The sequence below is a fragment of the Nitrospinaceae bacterium genome (assembly GCA_018669005.1).
Taxonomy (GTDB): domain Bacteria; phylum UBA8248; class UBA8248; order UBA8248; family UBA8248; genus UBA8248.
This window is the reverse complement of the sequence record JABJAL010000096.1, coordinates 1-17,940: the sequence shown is the minus strand read 5'-3', so window position 1 is coordinate 17,940 and position 17,940 is coordinate 1. Positions and strand designations below refer to the sequence as shown.

At 55.8% G+C, this 17,940-nt stretch carries 18 protein-coding genes; 14 read left to right on the top strand and 4 right to left on the bottom strand.

From position 1 onward, the window contains the following. Positions 1-11: 11 nt before the first annotated feature. Positions 12-1,406, bottom strand: a complete 1,395-nt coding sequence (locus HOJ95_15195; GenBank protein MBT6396043.1) for a hypothetical protein — start codon at positions 1,404-1,406, stop codon at positions 12-14. A 221-nt stretch (positions 1,407-1,627) separates the two neighbouring features. On the opposite strand from HOJ95_15195, the gene HOJ95_15190 reads away from it, so the two are divergent. Genes HOJ95_15190 through HOJ95_15150 form a run of 9 tightly spaced genes read left to right on the top strand, consistent with a single transcriptional unit; the run spans position 1,628 to position 9,104 of the window. Further along, positions 1,628-2,617 carry a hypothetical protein gene (locus HOJ95_15190; protein ID MBT6396042.1) on the top strand — a complete coding sequence of 330 codons (990 nt, stop codon included), beginning with the start codon at positions 1,628-1,630 and terminating at the stop codon, positions 2,615-2,617. Positions 2,618-2,657: 40 nt separating this feature from the next. Continuing rightward, entirely contained in the window at positions 2,658-2,939 is a 282-nt protein-coding gene (locus HOJ95_15185; GenBank protein ID MBT6396041.1) for a hypothetical protein, read from the top strand. 54 nt (positions 2,940-2,993) lie between these two features. Next, positions 2,994-3,188, top strand: coding sequence for a hypothetical protein (locus HOJ95_15180; protein ID MBT6396040.1), 195 nt, complete (start codon positions 2,994-2,996; stop codon positions 3,186-3,188). Further along, complete coding sequence (locus HOJ95_15175; protein MBT6396039.1) at positions 3,142-4,947, top strand: FAD-binding protein; 1,806 nt, start codon at positions 3,142-3,144, stop codon at positions 4,945-4,947. The genes HOJ95_15180 and HOJ95_15175 overlap by 47 nt, the downstream gene beginning before the upstream one ends. 35 nt (positions 4,948-4,982) lie before the next feature. Next, positions 4,983-5,327 (top strand): hypothetical protein, encoded by a 345-nt coding sequence (locus tag HOJ95_15170; GenBank protein MBT6396038.1) that lies wholly within the window; start codon positions 4,983-4,985, stop codon positions 5,325-5,327. After that, positions 5,327-6,100, top strand: a complete 774-nt coding sequence (locus HOJ95_15165) for a succinate dehydrogenase/fumarate reductase iron-sulfur subunit (GenBank protein MBT6396037.1) — start codon at positions 5,327-5,329, stop codon at positions 6,098-6,100. The genes HOJ95_15170 and HOJ95_15165 overlap by 1 nt, the downstream gene beginning before the upstream one ends. 43 nt (positions 6,101-6,143) lie before the next feature. Further along, on the top strand, positions 6,144-7,088 hold the full coding sequence (locus HOJ95_15160) for a fumarate hydratase (protein MBT6396036.1): 945 nt from the start codon (positions 6,144-6,146) through the stop codon (positions 7,086-7,088). A 22-nt stretch (positions 7,089-7,110) separates the two neighbouring features. Continuing rightward, the gene (locus HOJ95_15155) at positions 7,111-7,791 is read left to right on the top strand and encodes a fumarate hydratase (GenBank protein MBT6396035.1); all 681 of its coding nucleotides are present in this window, start codon (positions 7,111-7,113) and stop codon (positions 7,789-7,791) included. A gap of 41 nt (positions 7,792-7,832) precedes the next feature. Further along, entirely contained in the window at positions 7,833-9,104 is a 1,272-nt protein-coding gene (locus HOJ95_15150; GenBank protein ID MBT6396034.1) for a Zn-dependent hydrolase, read from the top strand. Between the two features lie 15 nt (positions 9,105-9,119). Here HOJ95_15150 and HOJ95_15145 read toward each other — a convergent pair whose 3' ends face one another. After that, the gene (locus HOJ95_15145) at positions 9,120-9,731 is read right to left on the bottom strand and encodes an HD domain-containing protein (GenBank protein ID MBT6396033.1); all 612 of its coding nucleotides are present in this window, start codon (positions 9,729-9,731) and stop codon (positions 9,120-9,122) included. A gap of 216 nt (positions 9,732-9,947) precedes the next feature. Between HOJ95_15145 and HOJ95_15140 the strand changes: the two genes are divergently transcribed. Next, positions 9,948-10,403 carry a tRNA (cytidine(34)-2'-O)-methyltransferase gene (locus HOJ95_15140; GenBank protein ID MBT6396032.1) on the top strand — a complete coding sequence of 152 codons (456 nt, stop codon included), beginning with the start codon at positions 9,948-9,950 and terminating at the stop codon, positions 10,401-10,403. Between the two features lie 12 nt (positions 10,404-10,415). Here the strand turns inward: HOJ95_15140 and HOJ95_15135 are convergent, their stop codons facing one another. Next, the gene (locus HOJ95_15135) at positions 10,416-11,390 is read right to left on the bottom strand and encodes a pyridoxal-phosphate dependent enzyme (GenBank protein ID MBT6396031.1); all 975 of its coding nucleotides are present in this window, start codon (positions 11,388-11,390) and stop codon (positions 10,416-10,418) included. Between the two features lie 98 nt (positions 11,391-11,488). Between HOJ95_15135 and HOJ95_15130 the strand changes: the two genes are divergently transcribed. Then, entirely contained in the window at positions 11,489-13,000 is a 1,512-nt protein-coding gene (locus HOJ95_15130) for a family 20 glycosylhydrolase (GenBank protein ID MBT6396030.1), read from the top strand. Positions 13,001-13,051: 51 nt separating this feature from the next. On the opposite strand, the gene HOJ95_15125 is transcribed toward HOJ95_15130, so the two are convergent. After that, complete coding sequence (locus HOJ95_15125) at positions 13,052-14,719, bottom strand: thiamine pyrophosphate-binding protein (protein MBT6396029.1); 1,668 nt, start codon at positions 14,717-14,719, stop codon at positions 13,052-13,054. A 415-nt stretch (positions 14,720-15,134) separates the two neighbouring features. Here HOJ95_15125 and HOJ95_15120 point away from each other — a divergent pair, with 415 nt between their 5' ends. The 3 genes from HOJ95_15120 to HOJ95_15110 form a co-directional block, all read left to right on the top strand. Further along, on the top strand, positions 15,135-15,995 hold the full coding sequence (locus tag HOJ95_15120) for an HDOD domain-containing protein (GenBank protein ID MBT6396028.1): 861 nt from the start codon (positions 15,135-15,137) through the stop codon (positions 15,993-15,995). 299 nt (positions 15,996-16,294) lie between these two features. Beyond that, on the top strand, positions 16,295-17,269 hold the full coding sequence (locus HOJ95_15115) for an NAD-dependent epimerase/dehydratase family protein (protein MBT6396027.1): 975 nt from the start codon (positions 16,295-16,297) through the stop codon (positions 17,267-17,269). Between the two features lie 48 nt (positions 17,270-17,317). After that, positions 17,318-17,940 (top strand): NAD-dependent epimerase/dehydratase family protein (locus tag HOJ95_15110; protein MBT6396026.1); only part of this gene is annotated, 623 nt, incomplete at its 3' end.

Here is a 17,940-nt window from a genome sequence, read left to right as displayed (position 1 = left end):
GGAAGATTCGGCTACATACGCCAAGCGACGCCCACGATGCGCCACCAGAGGAGCGATGCCGTCATCGTCGTAACGAAGGCGACTATGGTCATGAATACGCCGAAGCGAAAAACCTCGCCCGCCGAAAGGTGGCCGCGCTCATAGACAGCGACGCTCCCCGGACTTTGGGCGGCATAAAAAAGAATCGAGTCGCCCATTACGAGCACCCCCAGGGCACATACCAGAGGGCTCAAGCCTGCACCCTGTCCGATCTCAACTGCAATGGGGATGGTGATGGCCAGATAACCCGTGATGTTGGGAACGAGAATTCTGATGGGCACACTTACAATCAAAATTGCGGCATAGAGAAAATAGGGGTGCTCGGCCACGGCGGGCGCCAGGTGAAGAAGCATGAGAGCCAACCACTTCGCGGCCCCGGTGTGCGACATAGTCCAGCCCAGTGATAGTGATGCCCCAATCAGAAAAAACGTTGACCATGAAAAATTCGACTCGAAATCACTCCAGCTGAGAACGCCGATGCGTGGGGCAAGGAGTATTGCCCAGGCCATCATTGCTGGCACGGCAGGGTGAAGTCCGTGAAGCGGGTCCGAGAGCCAGAGCGCCGAGGCCATGAACACGACGAGTACGGTTCGAAATTCTCCTTTTCTCGCCGCGTTGTTGCTTTCCTCGGGCAGGATGAGACGAATGTTTTCACCGCGAAGATACCAAAAATAAAGACTCATCGAACTGATTAAAAGTGTCAGGTAGTAGGGGACGCTCAACAGTAGAAACCACCGGCCCCAGCCCATGCCGCCTATCAGTGAGGCGGCAACGATGGAGGTCATTCCCCCGGTGAGAAGTGCGGTTGAGGCGAGTCGGTTCAACGAGAGAAGGGCCATCATGACAGCGCGGGTGATGGGCGCTCCCCGTTCGACCCCGGTGAGGGAGAACGTGCGGTCAAACACTTCGGCGAGTACGATCGAGCGGCTGTTCGATGAAGGCATGACCAGAGCCAGCGGGGGAAACGAGAGCACCATGCACCAGAACAGGGCCCCGCTGCGCCCTCCCGACAGACGTAGAAAGAAACGACCGATTCGCTCGGCGAGCCCGACCCGCTCGACGGCGATGGCAATTGTGAATACACCCATCAGGAAAAAAATTACGGGCTGACTGAATCCGACAAGGGCCTCGCTTATCGAGGCGGAGGCGCCTGTCAGTATCAGAAGTAAAATCACGATCCCGCCTGTTAACCCTGTAGGCAGCACCTCGCTTGTCCAGAGGACAACGGCGGCGGCGGCCACCAGAAGCGTGTGGTAAGCAGGGAGAGTTAAGCCCTCGGGTGCAGGAAGAGATAATAAATAAAGAAACGCCAAAATGAGGCCCGGGTAGTACAATAGGGACAGGGCGTAGTTGTTATATCTGTTCAAGAAGCCTCCCCGGCATGAAATCTAGATTCCTCAGTCAAGACGTTAATAATAAATGACAGTATAAAACCGTCTGATGCGATATTGTAGCTTCTTCGGGTGGCGCCATCGATACGCCTGCTTTGCCGGTTTCGTTCGGGACGGGTAACATGAGGCTGTTGGGGGCGTTCATATTCATCAAGTAGCCATGGGTTTTATTATTTTTTTGAAATTCGGGAGTAGATATGCCGTTCGAACGTGACGAGAACGATTTGGTTGAAATTTACTACGAGAAGGGTTGGACGGATGGCTTGCCTGTCGTGCCGCCCACGCGAGAGAAGATAGACGCCTTGCTCAAGGCTGGCGGGCTATCTGGGGAGGATGTTCTGGGCGATGTCGCACCCAATTATGGCGAGGCGACGGCGGAGAAAGTCGCCATCAACGCTGTGTTGGCGGGTTGCACACCTGAGCATATGCCAATTGTCGTGGCGGGGGTTCAGGCGATGGTGGACAAGGAATTTAACCTCCACGCGGTGGGCGGGATGACGGATTCCGCCACGCCACTAGTAATCGTGAACGGTCCGGCCCGCGAGTTGGGCGGAATTAACTGCGGAAACGGCGTTTTCGGTAACGGGACGCGGGGCAATGCCGTCGTCGGACGGGCGCTGATGCTGATCCTCTCGAATATCGGTGGCTCGAAGCCGGGGGGGATATCGCGGACCATGTTCGGCTCTCCCGCCCGGTATAGCTATTGCATTGGGGAAAACGAGGAGGAAAGCCCTTGGGAGCCGCTCTATGTTGATCGCCGGGTTGGTTCCGATCAGGGGGCGGTGACACTTTTTACCTGCGAGGCGCCTCATGAGATTCGAATTGAGGGCGTGACGAGGGCAGAAGAAATGGCCGACATACTGGGGCGCTCGATGAACTGCATCTGGTCGGCGGACAAACATCAGATTGGGGTGAGCGGGGTGATTCTCGCGTTGGGTCCGATGCACGCCGCTGTTTTTGGTAAGGCAGGATGGAGCAAGGTAGCGGCGCGAAATGCGATTTTCCAGGCGGCTGTTATGCCAGGTGAGGGAGATGAGCGCCGCCGTCGCAAGTTTCAGACTCCCGAGGCGCTTACGTTGATAGTGGCAGGTGGCGTTGGTGGTATCTACAGCATGGTGATGCCTGGAATTGCTGACTATATGGGTACGAACATGGTTACCAGGCCGGTAAATCCGATGGCTGGGTAGCGTCCACAAGATGAAAATTTTTTTGACAAGGGGAATGTAAATGCCCGATATTTTTGATCCGACTGTAAAACCGAAGCGGCGAATTGATGCGCTGGCGGCCCGCCCGGGGAGCCTGGAAGGCAAGGTTGTGGGTCTTCTGGATATCAGCAAGCCCAAGGGCGATATCTTTCTAGATGCCGTGGGAATCCTTCTCAAGGAAAATTACGGTGTCCGTGAGACCGTGTATTACAAAAAACCAACCCACGCAAAACCTGCGCCCGAGGAACTTGCCGAGGAAATCGCTCGTCACTGCGATGCTGTTGTCGAAGGCCTGGCTTACTGAGGAAGCTGCACAACGTGCAGTTTGCACGATGCGGCTTTTTTTGAGCGCTGGGGAGTGCCTGCGGTACCTGTAGTAACGAGTGATTTTTTAGGAGCGGGTGAATTTCAGGCCAAGGCCCTTTTCGCCGAACCTTACCCAATTATTGCCACGCCCCATCCGGTGGCCCACATGGATAAAGAGGAGCTCGAAAAGCTGGCGAGAGATGCCATCGAAGCCATTGCCGGGCGCCTCATGGCCATCTCTTTGTGACGAGGGTTTTGGTTTGAGCAAATCCGCTTATCATTCTCGGAAATGTGATCTCTTGATACTCGGCTCGGGCGGGGCGGGCCTGCTAGCTGCCCTGGCAGCCTGGGAGAATGATCCCGGTCTTGAGATTTTCATAGCCGTCAAAGGTTTGTTCGGTAAAAGCGGGTGCACCCGCATGGTGCAGGGGGGCTACAATGTCGCCCTATCTGAGAACGATTCGGTCGAAAACCATTTTATGGACACCGTCCAGGCCGGGGCCTGGCTGAACGATCAAGATCTTGCCTGGCAACTGGTGAGCCGCGCGCCCGGCTGCATACGAAAACTCGAAACCCTTTGCGGCGCTTTTTTCGACCGCACCCCCGAGGGTGAGATTCACCAAAAAGCCTTTGCTGGCCAGAGTTTCGACCGCACTGTTCACAAGGGCGATCTCACAGGCATTGAGCTTACCAACCGCGTCTCCGAGCAGATTGCCCGGCGGGATATCCCCGTTCTTGAAGAGCATCGAGCCATTGCGCTTCTTCCCGCCGCCGGAGGCGAAAATCGCGTCGCCGGGGCAATGCTTCTCGATATCCGGAGCGGGGCATTCACCGCCGTTAACGCCAAGTGTACGCTCCTGGCGACTGGAGGCGGACCAACTTTCTATAAATACTCGGCCTGCGCCCAGGAGCTTGCGACCGATGGAATGGCGATGGCGTGGGAGGCGGGCGCCGAATTTTGTGACATGGAGATGGTCCAGTTTCATCCGACTGGTATTCTCACGGGCGATGGTCTTCAGATAACAGGCACACTCCTTGAGGAGGGCTTGAGGGGCGTGGGCGGTCATCTGATTAATGGCCGCGGAGAGCGCTACATGGAGCGCTACGACTCCGAGCGTATGGAGCGCTCGACACGCGACCTCGTTTCGCGGGCTGGCTACACCGAGATTCGAGAAGGGCGCGGCACCGAAAACGACGGTGTTTTTATTGACGTGAGCCACCTTGGAGCAGATTTTGTCAGAAAAAATTTCAAGGGCATGGTTGATCGATGTGCAGATTTAGGATTTGACCTAGCGGGGGGGCCGGTGGAGGTCTCCCCCACGGCGCACTACATGATGGGTGGTATCAAAATCGACACCGAATGCCGCACGAATCTGCCCGGTCTTTTCGCGGCGGGCGAGGACGCAGGTGGAACCCACGGCGCGAATCGCCTCGGCGGAAACGGGGTGGCGAATTCGACGGTGTTCGGAGAAGTGGCTGGCGAGGAGATGGCAAAAGAGGCAACCGAACCATTGGTGAGCTTTGATCGCGCCTCTGCCGAGGAAGCTGTTGTCGATGCGCTTGCGGCTTTGGGGACGGGCGAGTCTCCCTATCCGATTCGCGCGGCGCTTAAAGAGGTGATGTGGGCGAAGGTTGGTCTGAGGCGAAACGGAGATGATATGGCCTCGGGCCTTGAGGATATTACGGCTCTAGGAGCGCAGGCGGCCGGGGCGCGTGCCGAAGGCGGATTAGCCTATAACCTCGCCTGGCAAAACGTTCTCGATGTGCGCAACCAGATAAAAATTACCGGGCTGATTGCGAGGAGCGCCATTGAGCGCGACGAGAGCCGGGGAAGTCACTTCAGGGATGATATGCCCGAGCAAAAAGAGGGCGGTTTGTATAATGTTTTTATTTCGAAGCGGGAAGAGGAGATCGACGTAATGCGCCGCGAGGTGAGCTTCACCCGCGTGAGGCCCGGCGAGGCGCTCGCACCTCCTGTCGCACCCTCGGGCTCTATATCAAATTGATTTGCAGGGCAAAGCATTTTTAGAAAGGAGATTTGATGGCATCCTCATCCGGCCCTCCCGCGAGGCCTCCTTTTTGGGAACTCTCCTCTTGGCGCGCAATGTATCCGGGCATGTGGGCCTGGGTGATACAGCGCCTCTCGGCGGTCGTGCTTTTAGTCATATTTCCGTTTCATGTTCTGAATCCGTACAACAAATGGCTGCGCTCTGCGGTCCTCGTGCTTGTCCTCCTCCACGGAATGCACGGGCTTAAGGTGATTTTAACCGACTTTGGATTTCCGGTACGGCACCAGAGGAAATTGCTCTGGGTTCTAACGGCTTTTGGCGTCGCGGCGTTTTTCTGGCTCGGCTTTATGCGCAGTGCCTGGTGGGGATTTTTCTAATGACCGGGAGCGGTGTGGAGTTTCGGATCAGGCGAGGCGGCGAGGCAGGCGATCCTGAGGAGCGCTACCAGAGCTACATAATTACGCCCCGCCCCCGAATGACGGTGCTCGACGCGCTGACCGTTATCCAGAGCGAGCATGATGAATCCCTCGGTTTTCGCTATTCGTGTCGGGTGGGAATGTGTGGAACTTGCGCCCTGCGGGTGAACGGGCGCCCGCGCTGGGCCTGCCGGACCCTTATCGAGGGGCTAGGAGATCGGGTCACGCTTGAGCCGCTTGCGAATTTTCCGCCCCTTCGTGATCTGGCGGTGGACATGGACCCGTTTTTTGCCAAGATGAACCGAGCGCGTGGCTGGGCCGAGCCGACCAAAGCCGCATCGGCCGCCCCGGCCAAGATATCGCCGGACGGGCGCGAGCGGGGCCGCATTGACCCGCACATCGAATGCATCACCTGCGGAATCTGCTATTCTGCTTGCACGATGGTGGCGCACGAGCCCATGTTCCTGGGTCCCGCTGCCCTGAACCGGGCATACACCCTGGTGTGCGACAGCCGTGATGGCGCGGTCGATGAACGGCTCGCCGAGGTGGCGAAAGAGGATGGCCTCTGGCGCTGCCACAGCCAGTTCAATTGCACCGAGGCTTGCCCAAAAGGCATTAGTCCGACGACCGCCATTCAAGGGCTTAAGCGCCGAGCGGTGGCTAGCGGAGTAAAATCCTTTGTGTCTGCTGCCTTGAAGGGCCGTGCTCCAGGAAGCCACGCTTTGGACAAATGAAATTTCACCCTCTCTCGACGGGGATTATGAGGAGGAGCAACCTATGACCACCACCACCGCCATTGGCGCTGATCTGATTCGCGAAGTAGCTTTTGAGCTCAACCGACGCGCTGCGATTCATATTCCTAACGACGTTCGAACCTCCATTCGATCGATGGCCGAGCGCGAGACCGAAAAGCTATCTAAATTCGTTCTGCTCGAAATTGTGAACAACTACGAAGTCGCCGATGAGGATTCGAGTCCGATGTGTGCCGACACGGGTCTTCCTCGTTTTTACGCCAAGATCGGAAACGAGGCGCGTATCGAGGGCGGCTTTGTTGCCTTCGAGCGAAGCATCCGCGAGGCCACAGCACGCGCCACGGCAGAGATTCCCCTTCGCCCAAATCGCGTTCATCCAATTACGAGAAACGATTACAACAACAACGTCGGTATCCATGCACCGAACGTCGATTATACATGGGAGCCAGAGGCCGATTGGGTGGAGATGACCGCTTTCCACAAGGGCGGTCTTTTCGGTGGCGACTACCGGATGCTTTTTCCCGGCGACGGCATTGATGGCATCCGTCGGTTCTATCTCGATGTGATTAGCGAATTCTTCAAGCGCGGCCTCTCGTGTCAGCCCGCCATCGTCGGCATAGGAATCGGCGGGACGAAAGACACTTGCGTGAAATTAGCGAAGGAGGCTGCCTGTCTTCGCGTGGTGGGCAATCGTAACCCTGATCCAGAAATCGCAGCGCTTGAAGAAGAACTGGTTGAACTCGGCAAGCGATCGAGCTTGAGCGTGATGGGTTTCAAGGGCGAGGGTGCGGTGATGGACGCGCACATTGAGGTCGCCTACACCCACACGGGCGGGATGCCGGTCTCAATCCATCATCAATGCTTTGCCCTTCGCCGGGCCACTGCGCGTGTCTACCCGAGTGGTGAAGTGGAATATCGGGAGGACCCACGATGGTTCACCGACTACTATCGCCGCGACACGGTGAGTTAACGGGGGTTTTTCAATGCCTAAGATGACAACATCAGATTTAGCGATGGATGAGCACCTTCTCGATACCCCCGTTTCGCGTGAGGCACTGGATAGACTAAAACTTGGCGACATTGTGCGCCTCAATGGCGTGGTTTTTACCGGGCGCATCGGGCTCTACAAAAAACTTTTTGAAGAAGGGGCCGAGCCGCCTGTAGATATTGCCTCTCTCACGAACGCTACTTTTCATTGCTCACCCGCAGTGGGCGAAAAATCCCCAGGCGAGTGGGAGGTCTCTGCCGTGACGGCGACGGCGAGCTTTCGGTTCGAAAAATATCTGCCCCTCCTCATGGAACAACACAACACCCGTGTCATCATCGGCAAGGGGGGGATGTCGTCCGAGTTTTATCAAAATCATTTTAAGCGCCTTGGCGCCGTTTTTTTGAACACGGTCGGCTATGGGATCGGTGCGCAGTACGGACGGGGAGTCAAAAAGGTTGAGGCCGTCCATTGGCTCGACGAGCTTGGTATTGCCCAGGCCATGTGGGTGCTCCGCGTGAAAAATTTTGGGCCGTTTCTTGTTGAATGTGACACTAGCGGCAATAGCCTCTACCAAATGGCCCAGAGTGAGACGAATCCGGAGCTCAAGAAGCTTTATGAGGGATTGCCTCTGCCCACCCTCAAACGACTGGGCGAGGTGCACAATCCCGAGGACGAAGTTTTCTGAGCAGATGCGCTCAGCCGATTTGTTCTGATGGAAAATCTTGTATGAAGAAATATATGCCCATCCGGGCGAACCGCGCCCGCATGAAAAAAGAGTTCGACGCCCAGTCGACTATCGGTCGCTACGGCAAGACCGGATTGGCGCGAATTGCGCTCACCCCAGAGTATAACCAGGTTCGCGACCTGGTTCGGGGTTGGATGGAGGAGGCGGGTCTTAAAACGCGGGTGGACGCGGTGGGTAATCTTTTTGGCAGGAAACAAGGCGGGGTAAAAGGCCTTCCCGTAGTGATGGCGGGCTCTCACCTTGATTCGCAAAATCCGGGCGGGCGCTTTGACGGGCCAGCCGGGGTGCTCACTGCGCTTGAGGCCGTCCGGCGCATTGCCGAGGTTGATGCCCTCCACGATCATCCGCTTGAGGTGGTGGCCTTTGTCGGCGAAGAATCTGCGTGCGGTGTCGTGACCTTTGGAAGCAGCATTCTCGCCGGACAGCTTGGCGCCGGTGAGATGAAAAGGGCAGTGCATCCCCCCACCGGAAAATCAGTTTGGGAGGCGATCCGTCTTTCGGGAGGCAGGCCCGAGCGATTTAAAAGCTGCAAGCTCTCGAAAAAAAATCTTAAAGCGTTTCTGGAGCTTCACATCGAGCAGGGGCCTATTTTAGAGACCGCAAAAGTCCCAATAGGCATTGTCGATACCGTTGTAGGGGCTCTGCGGGGGGATATTTTTTTCGAGGGGCAAACCGCCCATTCGGGCGGCCAGCCTATGCTCTATCGCCGAGACGCGGCGATGGCCGCCGCCGCGTTCATGGTGGAAATCGAGGCGGCTGTGCGGCGCGCGCCCGAGCGCCATCGAATGACCCTCACCTTCGGGATGATGAGTGCCCAGCCGGGCTGGTACTCAATCGTGCCAGGGGGTGCGAAAATTTCTTTTGATTTAAGAAGTAAAAGCGATGCGGCGTCTCGTGCAATGCTAGGGCGTATAAAAAAGACGCTTTTGCGAATAGAGAAAAAACGCGGGGTGAAAGGGCGCGTGAAGTTAAGCGTGAAGTACGCGGCCTGCCCAGCCTCTATGGGAATCCGGCGGGCGCTCAAGCGTGCCGCAGGCGAAACAGAGCATTCCTCGCTGACGCTTTCGAGCGGTGGAATACACGATGCCTGCCGCATCGCGGCGCTGTGTCCGATAGGTATGGTGTTCGTCCCCTCCGTGAAGGGGCTCTCGCACACGCCAGAAGAGTTCACGAAATTTTCCGATATCGTGGCCGGGGCCGAGGTGATGGCCTCGGCGATCCTCGGGCTGGCCGACAGGCGGGTGAGGGCCTAACTGGATATCCTTCCTTTATTTTTCTTCAATCCATCTGGGGGCGAAGGGTCTGCCGCCGCCCGTGATGATGCCTGCGTCTGAGTCTGCCCAGTCGGCGTAGAAAAGAAGTGAGGCCTCATAACTTACCGCCCGCGTGTTGCTTGCCCTGGTATGGGTGATGACGAGATGCGTGAGTTCCGTTGTTTTGGGTAGGTTCTTCTCCCAGATTTTATGTGCGCTATAGACCCCATGTTGTATCTTCTTGCCGAATTCGGTTTTTCTGGCGGGCGGTGTGCTACCCCCGGTGGGTGGGCCGCCGAGGTTGGGCTCGCATTCGAGCGGTTTGGAAACATCGTGGAGCAGGCAGGCGGCAATGAGGAGATCGAGGTCCACCGAGAGGCCGTGAAGATCTTTCGCGATATCAGCAAGGGCTATAGAAATCCGCGTGACCCCTTGAATGTGGCTGATTAAGGTTTCGTGCTTTTCGAGGTCAACATTTTTGGGTATATCCTCAAAGCGCTCCCACGTTGTCTCGGCGAAAAGGTCAAGCCATATTTCTATGACGCCCTCTCTTAATTTTTCATCTCCGATCTGATCCACCTCGGGGAAAATTTTACGGAACTTATCTGCGCTAATATCGATGGCCATGCGGGAAACTCCCCTGATGTCGTGTTGAAATTTAAATGGGTTTCTTGTTTGAATCAATCTTATGCTGTCCGGGCTGGGGAGACAACGGGGTAGAAGGTTGGGTGTCCATCTTCAGGAGGCGCCTCAACCGTCTGGCCTCAAAAGTGGTAGCATGCGATCTGATAAATTCGCCGGGGTGGCCCCGGTTTTATTCATCTTATTCAGCAGGAATCGACCATGCTTCACCTTGCGCTTTATCATCCCGCCATTCCCCAGAATACGGGCAACATCGCCCGCCTCTGCGTCGGGATGGAGGCCCATCTCCACGTTATTGGCCCCACTCCGTTTGAAATATCGGACAAGACCGTGCGCCGCGCCGGGCTCGACTACTGGGACAACCTGACGATCACGATCTATGAAAATGAGGATGATTTTCTCAGCTGGCTGGGGGAGCGGGTGCCGTGGCTCGTCACCAAGTTCGGGGATGTGCGCTTTGATGATGCCGTCTACAAAGACGAGGACATTATCATTCTCGGCAACGAGAACACCGGGCTCTCTGACGATTGGCATGATCGCTGGCCCGGTCGCCGGCTGTTTGTTCCGATGCCGGGACCCATCCGCTCGTTCAACCTCGCCAACACCGCAGCGATTGTTCTTGCGCAAGCCTCGTTGAGGGTAAATGGGGAAAAGTAAAAGCGTGTTGCTTTAGCTTTCGTTTGCCATCTCCAACATCCTCTGGGCCATTTCAACCGTGACGTTGCCGCCGGTGACGCAGGCGACGGTTTTTCGGCTTGTGTCCACATTGCCGGATAAAAACGCGGCAGCGGCGACAGCGCCTGCGGGCTCGGCCATGATTTTCGTTCTCATGAGTAGCGAGCGAAAAGCGCGGGCAATATCGGCCTCGGAAATTAAAACAATTCCGTCCAGGTACTTTTGCAGGTGGCGAAAAGGGGAAAAGCCCGGCCGCACGGCCGAGAGTCCATCTGCAATCGTGTTCCAGTAGTCAATTGCGGTGGGCACGCCTTTTTGAAGAGAAACATAGGCGGCGTTTGCCCGTTCGGGCTGGACGCCGATGACTTTCACCGAGGGGTTGGTCTCCTTGATGGCGGTCGCAACGCCGGAGGCGACCCCGCCGCTGCTCACCGGGACGAGAACCGTTTTGACATCGGGCATTTGCTCCAGAATTTCGAGGCCAATGCTGGCGTGGCCGCGCGTGCCCCTTTGATCCTCCCAGGTATCAATAGGCGTCATGCTGCGCTCTGCCGCGATTTGCTCAACAAAGGGCTGGCGCGCAAGGGCGTCATTTCCGCTGAAAACGACTTCGGCCCCGTAGGCACGAGTTGCCTCAATTTTATAAGGGCTCGTTTGGTCGAGCATGACGACGACGATGGGCACCCCCATTTGAGCGCCCGCAAAGCCAAAGGCCTGGGCGAAGTTGCCCGAGGAAGTAAGAACAACCCCCCGCTTGCGCTCGCTCGCAGTAAGACCGTTCAAGATCGTGAATGCCGCCCGAACCTTGTAGGCCCCTGTAACCTGAAGGTTCTCGGCTTTTAGATAGAGTTTTTCCTCTCCAACACTGGGCGAGTCTGCTGCGAAGGGCAGGATGGGCGTCTCCCGGATAGCGGGAGGCAACGCGGCGCGCGCATTTTTAATCTCCTCAATCGTAATGAGCCTGTCCAACGTGCGGCCTCCTTGGTAAGTTGGTTTGCTTATTCTAACAGAGAGCACATCTTGTGAGGGAGATCCCCGGGCGGGCTCCCCCCAGGCAGGAGGTTGACTTGGAATTCATTGGCTGGATGTATGACATCGCGCGCGAGCAATCGCCCTCTGAGGAATATCTTCTTGAACTGATCGAGCGCTCGGCGGCGGCAGGCTATAGCGCGATGGGGCTTTATCTTGAGCACCGCTTCGCCTATCCATCTGCGCCCTGGGCGGCGGGGCCGGGTTGCCTGACGCCTGAGGTGATGGTGCGGCTTTCCCGTGCGGCGGGCGAGCGGGGGGTCCGCCTCATTCCCTTTTTGAATACGTTGGGCCACATGGAGGGTTTTATCCGTGCCGAGGGGGGGCAGTGGCTTGCAGAGGCGCCGGGTAGAGGGGCGCTCCAGAGCTGCCCGAGTCGGCCCGAGTGTCGGGAGTTCGCCTCTAGTCTCGTGGCAGATGCGGTGGCGGCTTTTGACGATGAGTGGGTACACCTCGGAGGGGATGAGGCGCATCAGTTGGGCAAATGCCCCCTTTGCCGTGAGCGGGCCAAGGAAATCGGCGAGGTGGGTCTTTATGCCGAGTATTACGGGCGGCTCTGCCGCGAGGTGATAGCGCGAGGGCGCAGGCCCTGTCTCTGGGGGGACATGCTGGCAAAATTCCCCGAGGCCCTTGGCGAGATCCCACGCGAGACGGTGATATTCGACTGGGACTACGAGAAGGTGCCCGTCGAGACGGCGGCGATGTTCAAAGAGCGCGGCTACGAGGTTGTCCTCTCCTCGGCGGTGCGCTCGTATGATGCGAACTGGTGTTTTCTCGATGAGACGCGGAGCGTGATCGATGCCCACACCGAGGCGGTGGGTGCCGGAATGGTGGGCCAGTTGGTATGTGCATGGGAGTTCTTTGGGTTCTCCTCGTTTGCCTCGGTCCTGCCACTCATCATGGCGGCGGGGCGGCGCATATCAAGTGGCGAGGGCTGGGAGAGTGCGATTAAGGCTGAAGGCGGGGAAGACTATGCCGCAGGGGCTGAAATTCTTGGGAGCCGTATTCCCGCGCTCTCACCGTTTCTCGCGCTGGGCGGGTGGCGCTCGCTCCGAGAGCCGCTCTCGAAGCATGGCGATCCTATGAGGCTCTGGCGCGCCTGGCGCGAGGAGGCTGTAGGCCGAGGGGGCGATGCGATTTTGAAGGCGCTATTAGAGGCCGAGGAAGCTCTGGAGCCCGAGAGTCCACTTCGTTTCCAGGTGACGTTTCACCGAACTGCCATAGAGTGGGTCCGGCTAGTCGAGCGGGCGGCGGATCTCTATGCGCGGGGGGACAACGATAGGAGCGCTGATATGCTCGGGCAAGGAGAGCGGGCTCTCGCCGGGTTGCAGTCGGGGCTGGAGAAAGTTGCTGCAGGTGGAGGCTCCATGGCGGATTTAGGGAGGCTGGAAAGGGTGCTCGGGGCCGCCGAGCACGCCGCCTCAAGTGTGCGAACGGCACCGGTGTCGGGAGGCGGGCGGCCCGCGTTTGAGATCGTCACTCAGAGCGCACACACGCCGGGTGATCAGGCCAGCTGGCAGACAGAGGGACCTGCCTCAGGCCGCTTCTGATAACTGCTCCGGTTAGCTAGTGCGATTAGTCAGCCGAAGCATTTAGAAGCTTTAGGCCTTTACCGCGTCCTTGCGCCGGGGTTCGGGATAAATATCAGCATCCACAATGACGTCTACCACAGATGGTTTGTCCTGCTTGAGTGCCTCGATGTAGACATCCTCTAAATCGTTTGGATCCTCGACCCGGTAGCCAACGCCGCCGAAGACGCGCGCATAGTCGTCGAAACGCGGGTTGCCAATAGCGTCGCCGATGTAGCGGTCGTTATAGAAGTGGTGTTGGTAGGCGCGCTCTGAGCCCAGGTTGTGGTTATTGAGGATGATAGTCGTGGTGTTGAGTTTCTCCCGCATAGCGGTTTCCATCTCGGCGCCGTTGAACAGGAATGAACCATCGCCGCTGACAGTGACGACGGGCCGGTCCGGGCAGGTGAGTTTTGCCCCTAGTCCGATCGGGTAGCCGATTCCGATGGCGGCCAGATCCTGCGGGGCAAGGAGACTCCGGGGCCGCTCGAATTTTTGGTATTCATAAAGATAGCCTGCGGCGCTTCCTGCATCCATGGTGAGGATGGCGTTTTTTGGCATCACCTTGGCGAGTGCCATTTGTGCCCGGCGCGGGTCCATGGGTTTGCCGCCATAGGTAAGCGCCTTTTCGCGGTGGCTTTCCTGGGCAGTCTTTACCTGATCAATTCGCGAGCGCCAGGCCGCGTTCGGGCTCGTATCGCCAAGGAGCGCATGGATGCCCCGTAAAACGATTCCCGAGTCGCCGACCAAGCCGACCTCTGCCGGGTAGTGGCGCCCGACATTCCGTTGAACGTGGGCGGCGTGAATCAGTCTGGTGTTTTCCCCCAAAAATGTGTCTCGAAGAAAAGTGGTGCTGTGGGCCAGACGGGTTCCCACGGCAAAAACAATATCGGCTTCTTTGAAAATTTCCGCCGCCTCGGGAATCGTTCCCCGTCCGATGGAAGCCAGGTAGAGGGGATGGTCGGTCGGGGCCACATCGTCCCGGCCCGTTGAAACCATGATCGCGGCGCCAAGGGCCTCGGCCAGTGCGATAAGATCACCTGTCGCCTCGGACCAAAGAACGCCGCCTCCCGCGAGGATGAGCGGGCGCTTCGCACTTTTTAATATTTTGGCAGCCGCCGCGAGACCTTCGGGATCGGGTCCGGAGCGGGGTAGATTTTTCGGATGATGATCTCCGAGGCTAGGCACGACAACATCCTCGAGCATGATGTCGCGGGGGATGTCGAGGTGAACAGGCCCCGGAACGCCCGAGATAGCCTCGTGGTAGGCCTCGCGTACAAGGTCTGCGGCCTTGTCGGCTTTTCTTACCTGGATGGTTCGCTTAACGACGGGTGCAAAGAGCGCGCCGTGGTCAATCTCCTGGGTGGACTCATAGAACATGTCCTTGGTCATAGGGGCGCCGGTGATAACGATCACCGGGCTCTGGGCCAGTTTTGCGTGCGCGATACCGGTTATGAGATTGGTTGCGCCGGGCCCGTTGGTGGCCATACAAACGCCGGGGGTGCCCGTCAGGCGACCGTGGGCGCTTGCCATTAGAGCTCCGCTCTGCTCGTGGCGTACGGTGACGAAGCCCAAGTCCTCGCGCCCGTACATGCCGTCGAGTATCTCGACCATGCATGAGCCGGCCATACCGATGATGTTTCTAATTCCGAGTTGCGCAAGCGACTCGGCAATCGCGTATCCCGCAGACATGGTGGCCATGAAAATAATCTCCCGTAATATTAAAAAATTATTGTTGTTTGATGTGTATTCTTAATGGTTTTTTTGACGTAGAGTCGAGACTAGGCCCACCTGGGAGCGCTGTCAACAAAACGGCTTAATGGCTGAATTTTTCTGTCATGAAGAGGGTCGAAAAAGAGAAAAAAATAGACAATTCGATATTTGGGCTAGTTTCTTGAGACCGATATTAATTTTAATATACTTGCAAAGTAATTTCATTATTTGTATTTTAATTTGGGTGGTTTGATTTTAAAGTAATTTTAAATTATAAAAATGCATAATGTTTGGGTATCTAAAGACTGCAAACCATCTGGGCTTGGGGTAGAATAATCATATTCTAGTTAAGATTTACCAAGCCCGCCCAATTAGTTTGCTTAACCTCGGGAATTGGAATCTCATGGCCGATACCAAAAAATATTTTGAGACTGCGCTCGTAGAGGTGGATTCTGTTCCTCCGATTTCGAATGTGTTTCATAAAATTATGGAACTCACCGAGGGGAGCGATACGGCACGAGATGAGTTGATTCGTTGTGTGTCGCTCGATCAAGGTGTTGCCGCGAAAACGTTTCAAATAATCAACTCGGCTTACTATGGCATCCGGCAGGAGATAAGCAGCCTTGAGGTGGCCGTGGGGCTTCTGGGCGATAAGAAGGTTCGGGATATTGCGATAATGTGTGCCACCTCGGGTTTGCTTCACAGTCATATGGGGGGCTACGGAATTCCGGCCGATGCATTTTGGCTTCATTCAGTTAGAACCGCATTCGCGGCAAGACTTCTTGCGGATAAACTCAATCCTAATATTCGCGAGACGGCTTTCGCGGCGGGTCTGCTTCATGACATCGGTAAACTGGTTGTTGACCGACTGGTAGAGGAATCTCAAAAGGAAATTCTTCTAAAGCCAGAAGGTTTTATTAGCCCGGATTATCACCTCAGAGAGTCGGGCCTATATGGATTCGATCATTGCACGGTTGGATTCTTTTTGGCGAGAAAATGGAATTTTTCCGAGGAGTTGACCGCAGGGATTTCGTTTCATCATTTTCCCGATTTTGAGGTCGCCCACAGGGAGATTGTCAGGATAACCTGTGCGGCGGACCTTTTCGCCCATCTGATGGATTTCGAGGTTCTTCCACCGGGCCTGGTGGCCTCTCTTGAGGAGGAAGGGCGGATTCCGGTAGAACTCTCACATGTCGAGGTCGAGGAAATCTTTACTGAACTCAAGGTAGAAATTGATGCATCCCAGGCTTTTTTAGGCGTATAGCGTTTATTTTGAAGAAAGCCCTGAAAAATTTCCCAGATGTGACCACTTGTATCTAACATTGAATTTTCGTGTGGGCCCTATTTTTTCTGGATTTGTGCCTCCCTGTCTTGATTCAGAGCATAACATCGTGTAAATGACAAAGAACTTATGTCCGCCCTTGGTGTTGCCTGACTGAAGGATTTTCATTGGGCTGACAAGCTGATTTATCCCCGGAAAGATAAAAATTGGATTAGGCAGATTGGTCTATCACTCTTTTGCCTTCTAGGCACTAGAGTTTAACTGGCAGTGAATGGAGCATTATGAAGATACTACTTACCGGCGGCGCTGGCTTTATCGGCTCCCATCTCGCGACAGAGCTTCTTGGGCGAGGGCACGAAGTTTTTGTTGTGGATAATCTTTCAACCGGGAGGCTGGAGAATCTTCGGCATATCCAATCCAATGCCGGTCTTCATCTGAAGGAAGGAAATGTCCTCGATTTAGAGATCCTTGAACCCTTGGTTGAAGAATGCGACGAGGTATACCACTTGGCTGCAGCCGTAGGTGTACGGCTGATAATGGAAAAACCAGTTGATACGATTATGACGAATGTTCGGGGAGCAGAGAACATTCTTGAACTCTGCCGGAAGCATTCAAAAAAAATATTTATCGCCTCCACTTCTGAAATATACGGGAAGAACAAAAATGGGCCGCTCAGCGAGGATGATGATCGCATCCTGGGCTCGACCAAAAAACAGCGATGGGCGTATGCCAACACGAAGACCCTTGATGAGTTTCTGGCATTCGCATATCACCAGACATATGATCTACCTGTTGTTATTGCCCGGCTTTTCAATACGGTGGGCCCTCGGCAGACGGGGCGCTATGGGATGGTGATACCGAACTTTGTCCGCTCGGCTCTGGACGGCATGCCGATCAACGTATACGGCACAGGCGAGCAAACTCGTTGTTTTGCGCATGTTGGTGATGTGATTCAAGGACTTATTGGTTTGATGGAGCACCCAGAGGCTGTCGGGGACGTTTTCAACGTTGGCAACAATGAGGAAACCTCTATTGCCGAGGTAGCCATACGAGTGAAAGAGATGACCGGTTCGTCCTCGGAAATTAAATATATTTCTTATGAAGAGGCGTATGGCGAGGGATTCGAGGATATGGAGCGTCGCGTTCCGAATCTCGCGAAAATAGGGAATCTTATCGGATATAAACCCAAGTCGAAACTAGATGATATTTTGGCTTCGGTAATTGAATATTTCAAGGAAAACTCAAGCGACAGGTAGCTGGCGTCATGAGGTCGTCTACATAATTCTCAAGGGGAATTTAGCAGGATGGAAAGCGTATTGGTGACAGGAGGCGGTGGATTTATCGGCTCCCATCTCGTCCGTGAGCTCCTTGAGCAGGGGTACGCGGTTCGGCTGCTTGATAATTTCTTCTCTGGTCGCCGGGAGAACATCGAGGATATCTTGGGCGACATCGAACTTATCGATGATCCGGAAGGGCTTCTCTCGGTTGATGTTTGTGAGCGCGCCGTGCGCGATGTGGATTTTATCCTGCATCAAGGGGCAGTGCCCTCGGTTCCCCGCTCGCTGGCTGAACCCGTCTACACAGATCGCGTGAACGTCGGGGGTACAGTGTCGCTTCTTGAGGCCGCGCGTAAGGCGGGCGTCTCAAGGTTTGTCTATGCCTCATCCTCGTCGGTCTATGGCGACGCGCCAGGAGAAATCAGGTGTGAGGACGGTGGGCTTCAACCGCTTTCCCCATACGCAGTATCGAAGTTGGCCATGGAAATGTATGCCGTCATGTATCACCGTCTTCATGGTCTTGAGACGGTGGGCCTCCGGTATTTTAACGTGTTTGGTCCGCGTCAGGACCCCGAATCACAATATGCGGCGGTGGTGCCGATATTCACGCGCGAGTTGTTGAAGGGAAAATCACCAAAGATATTTGGAGA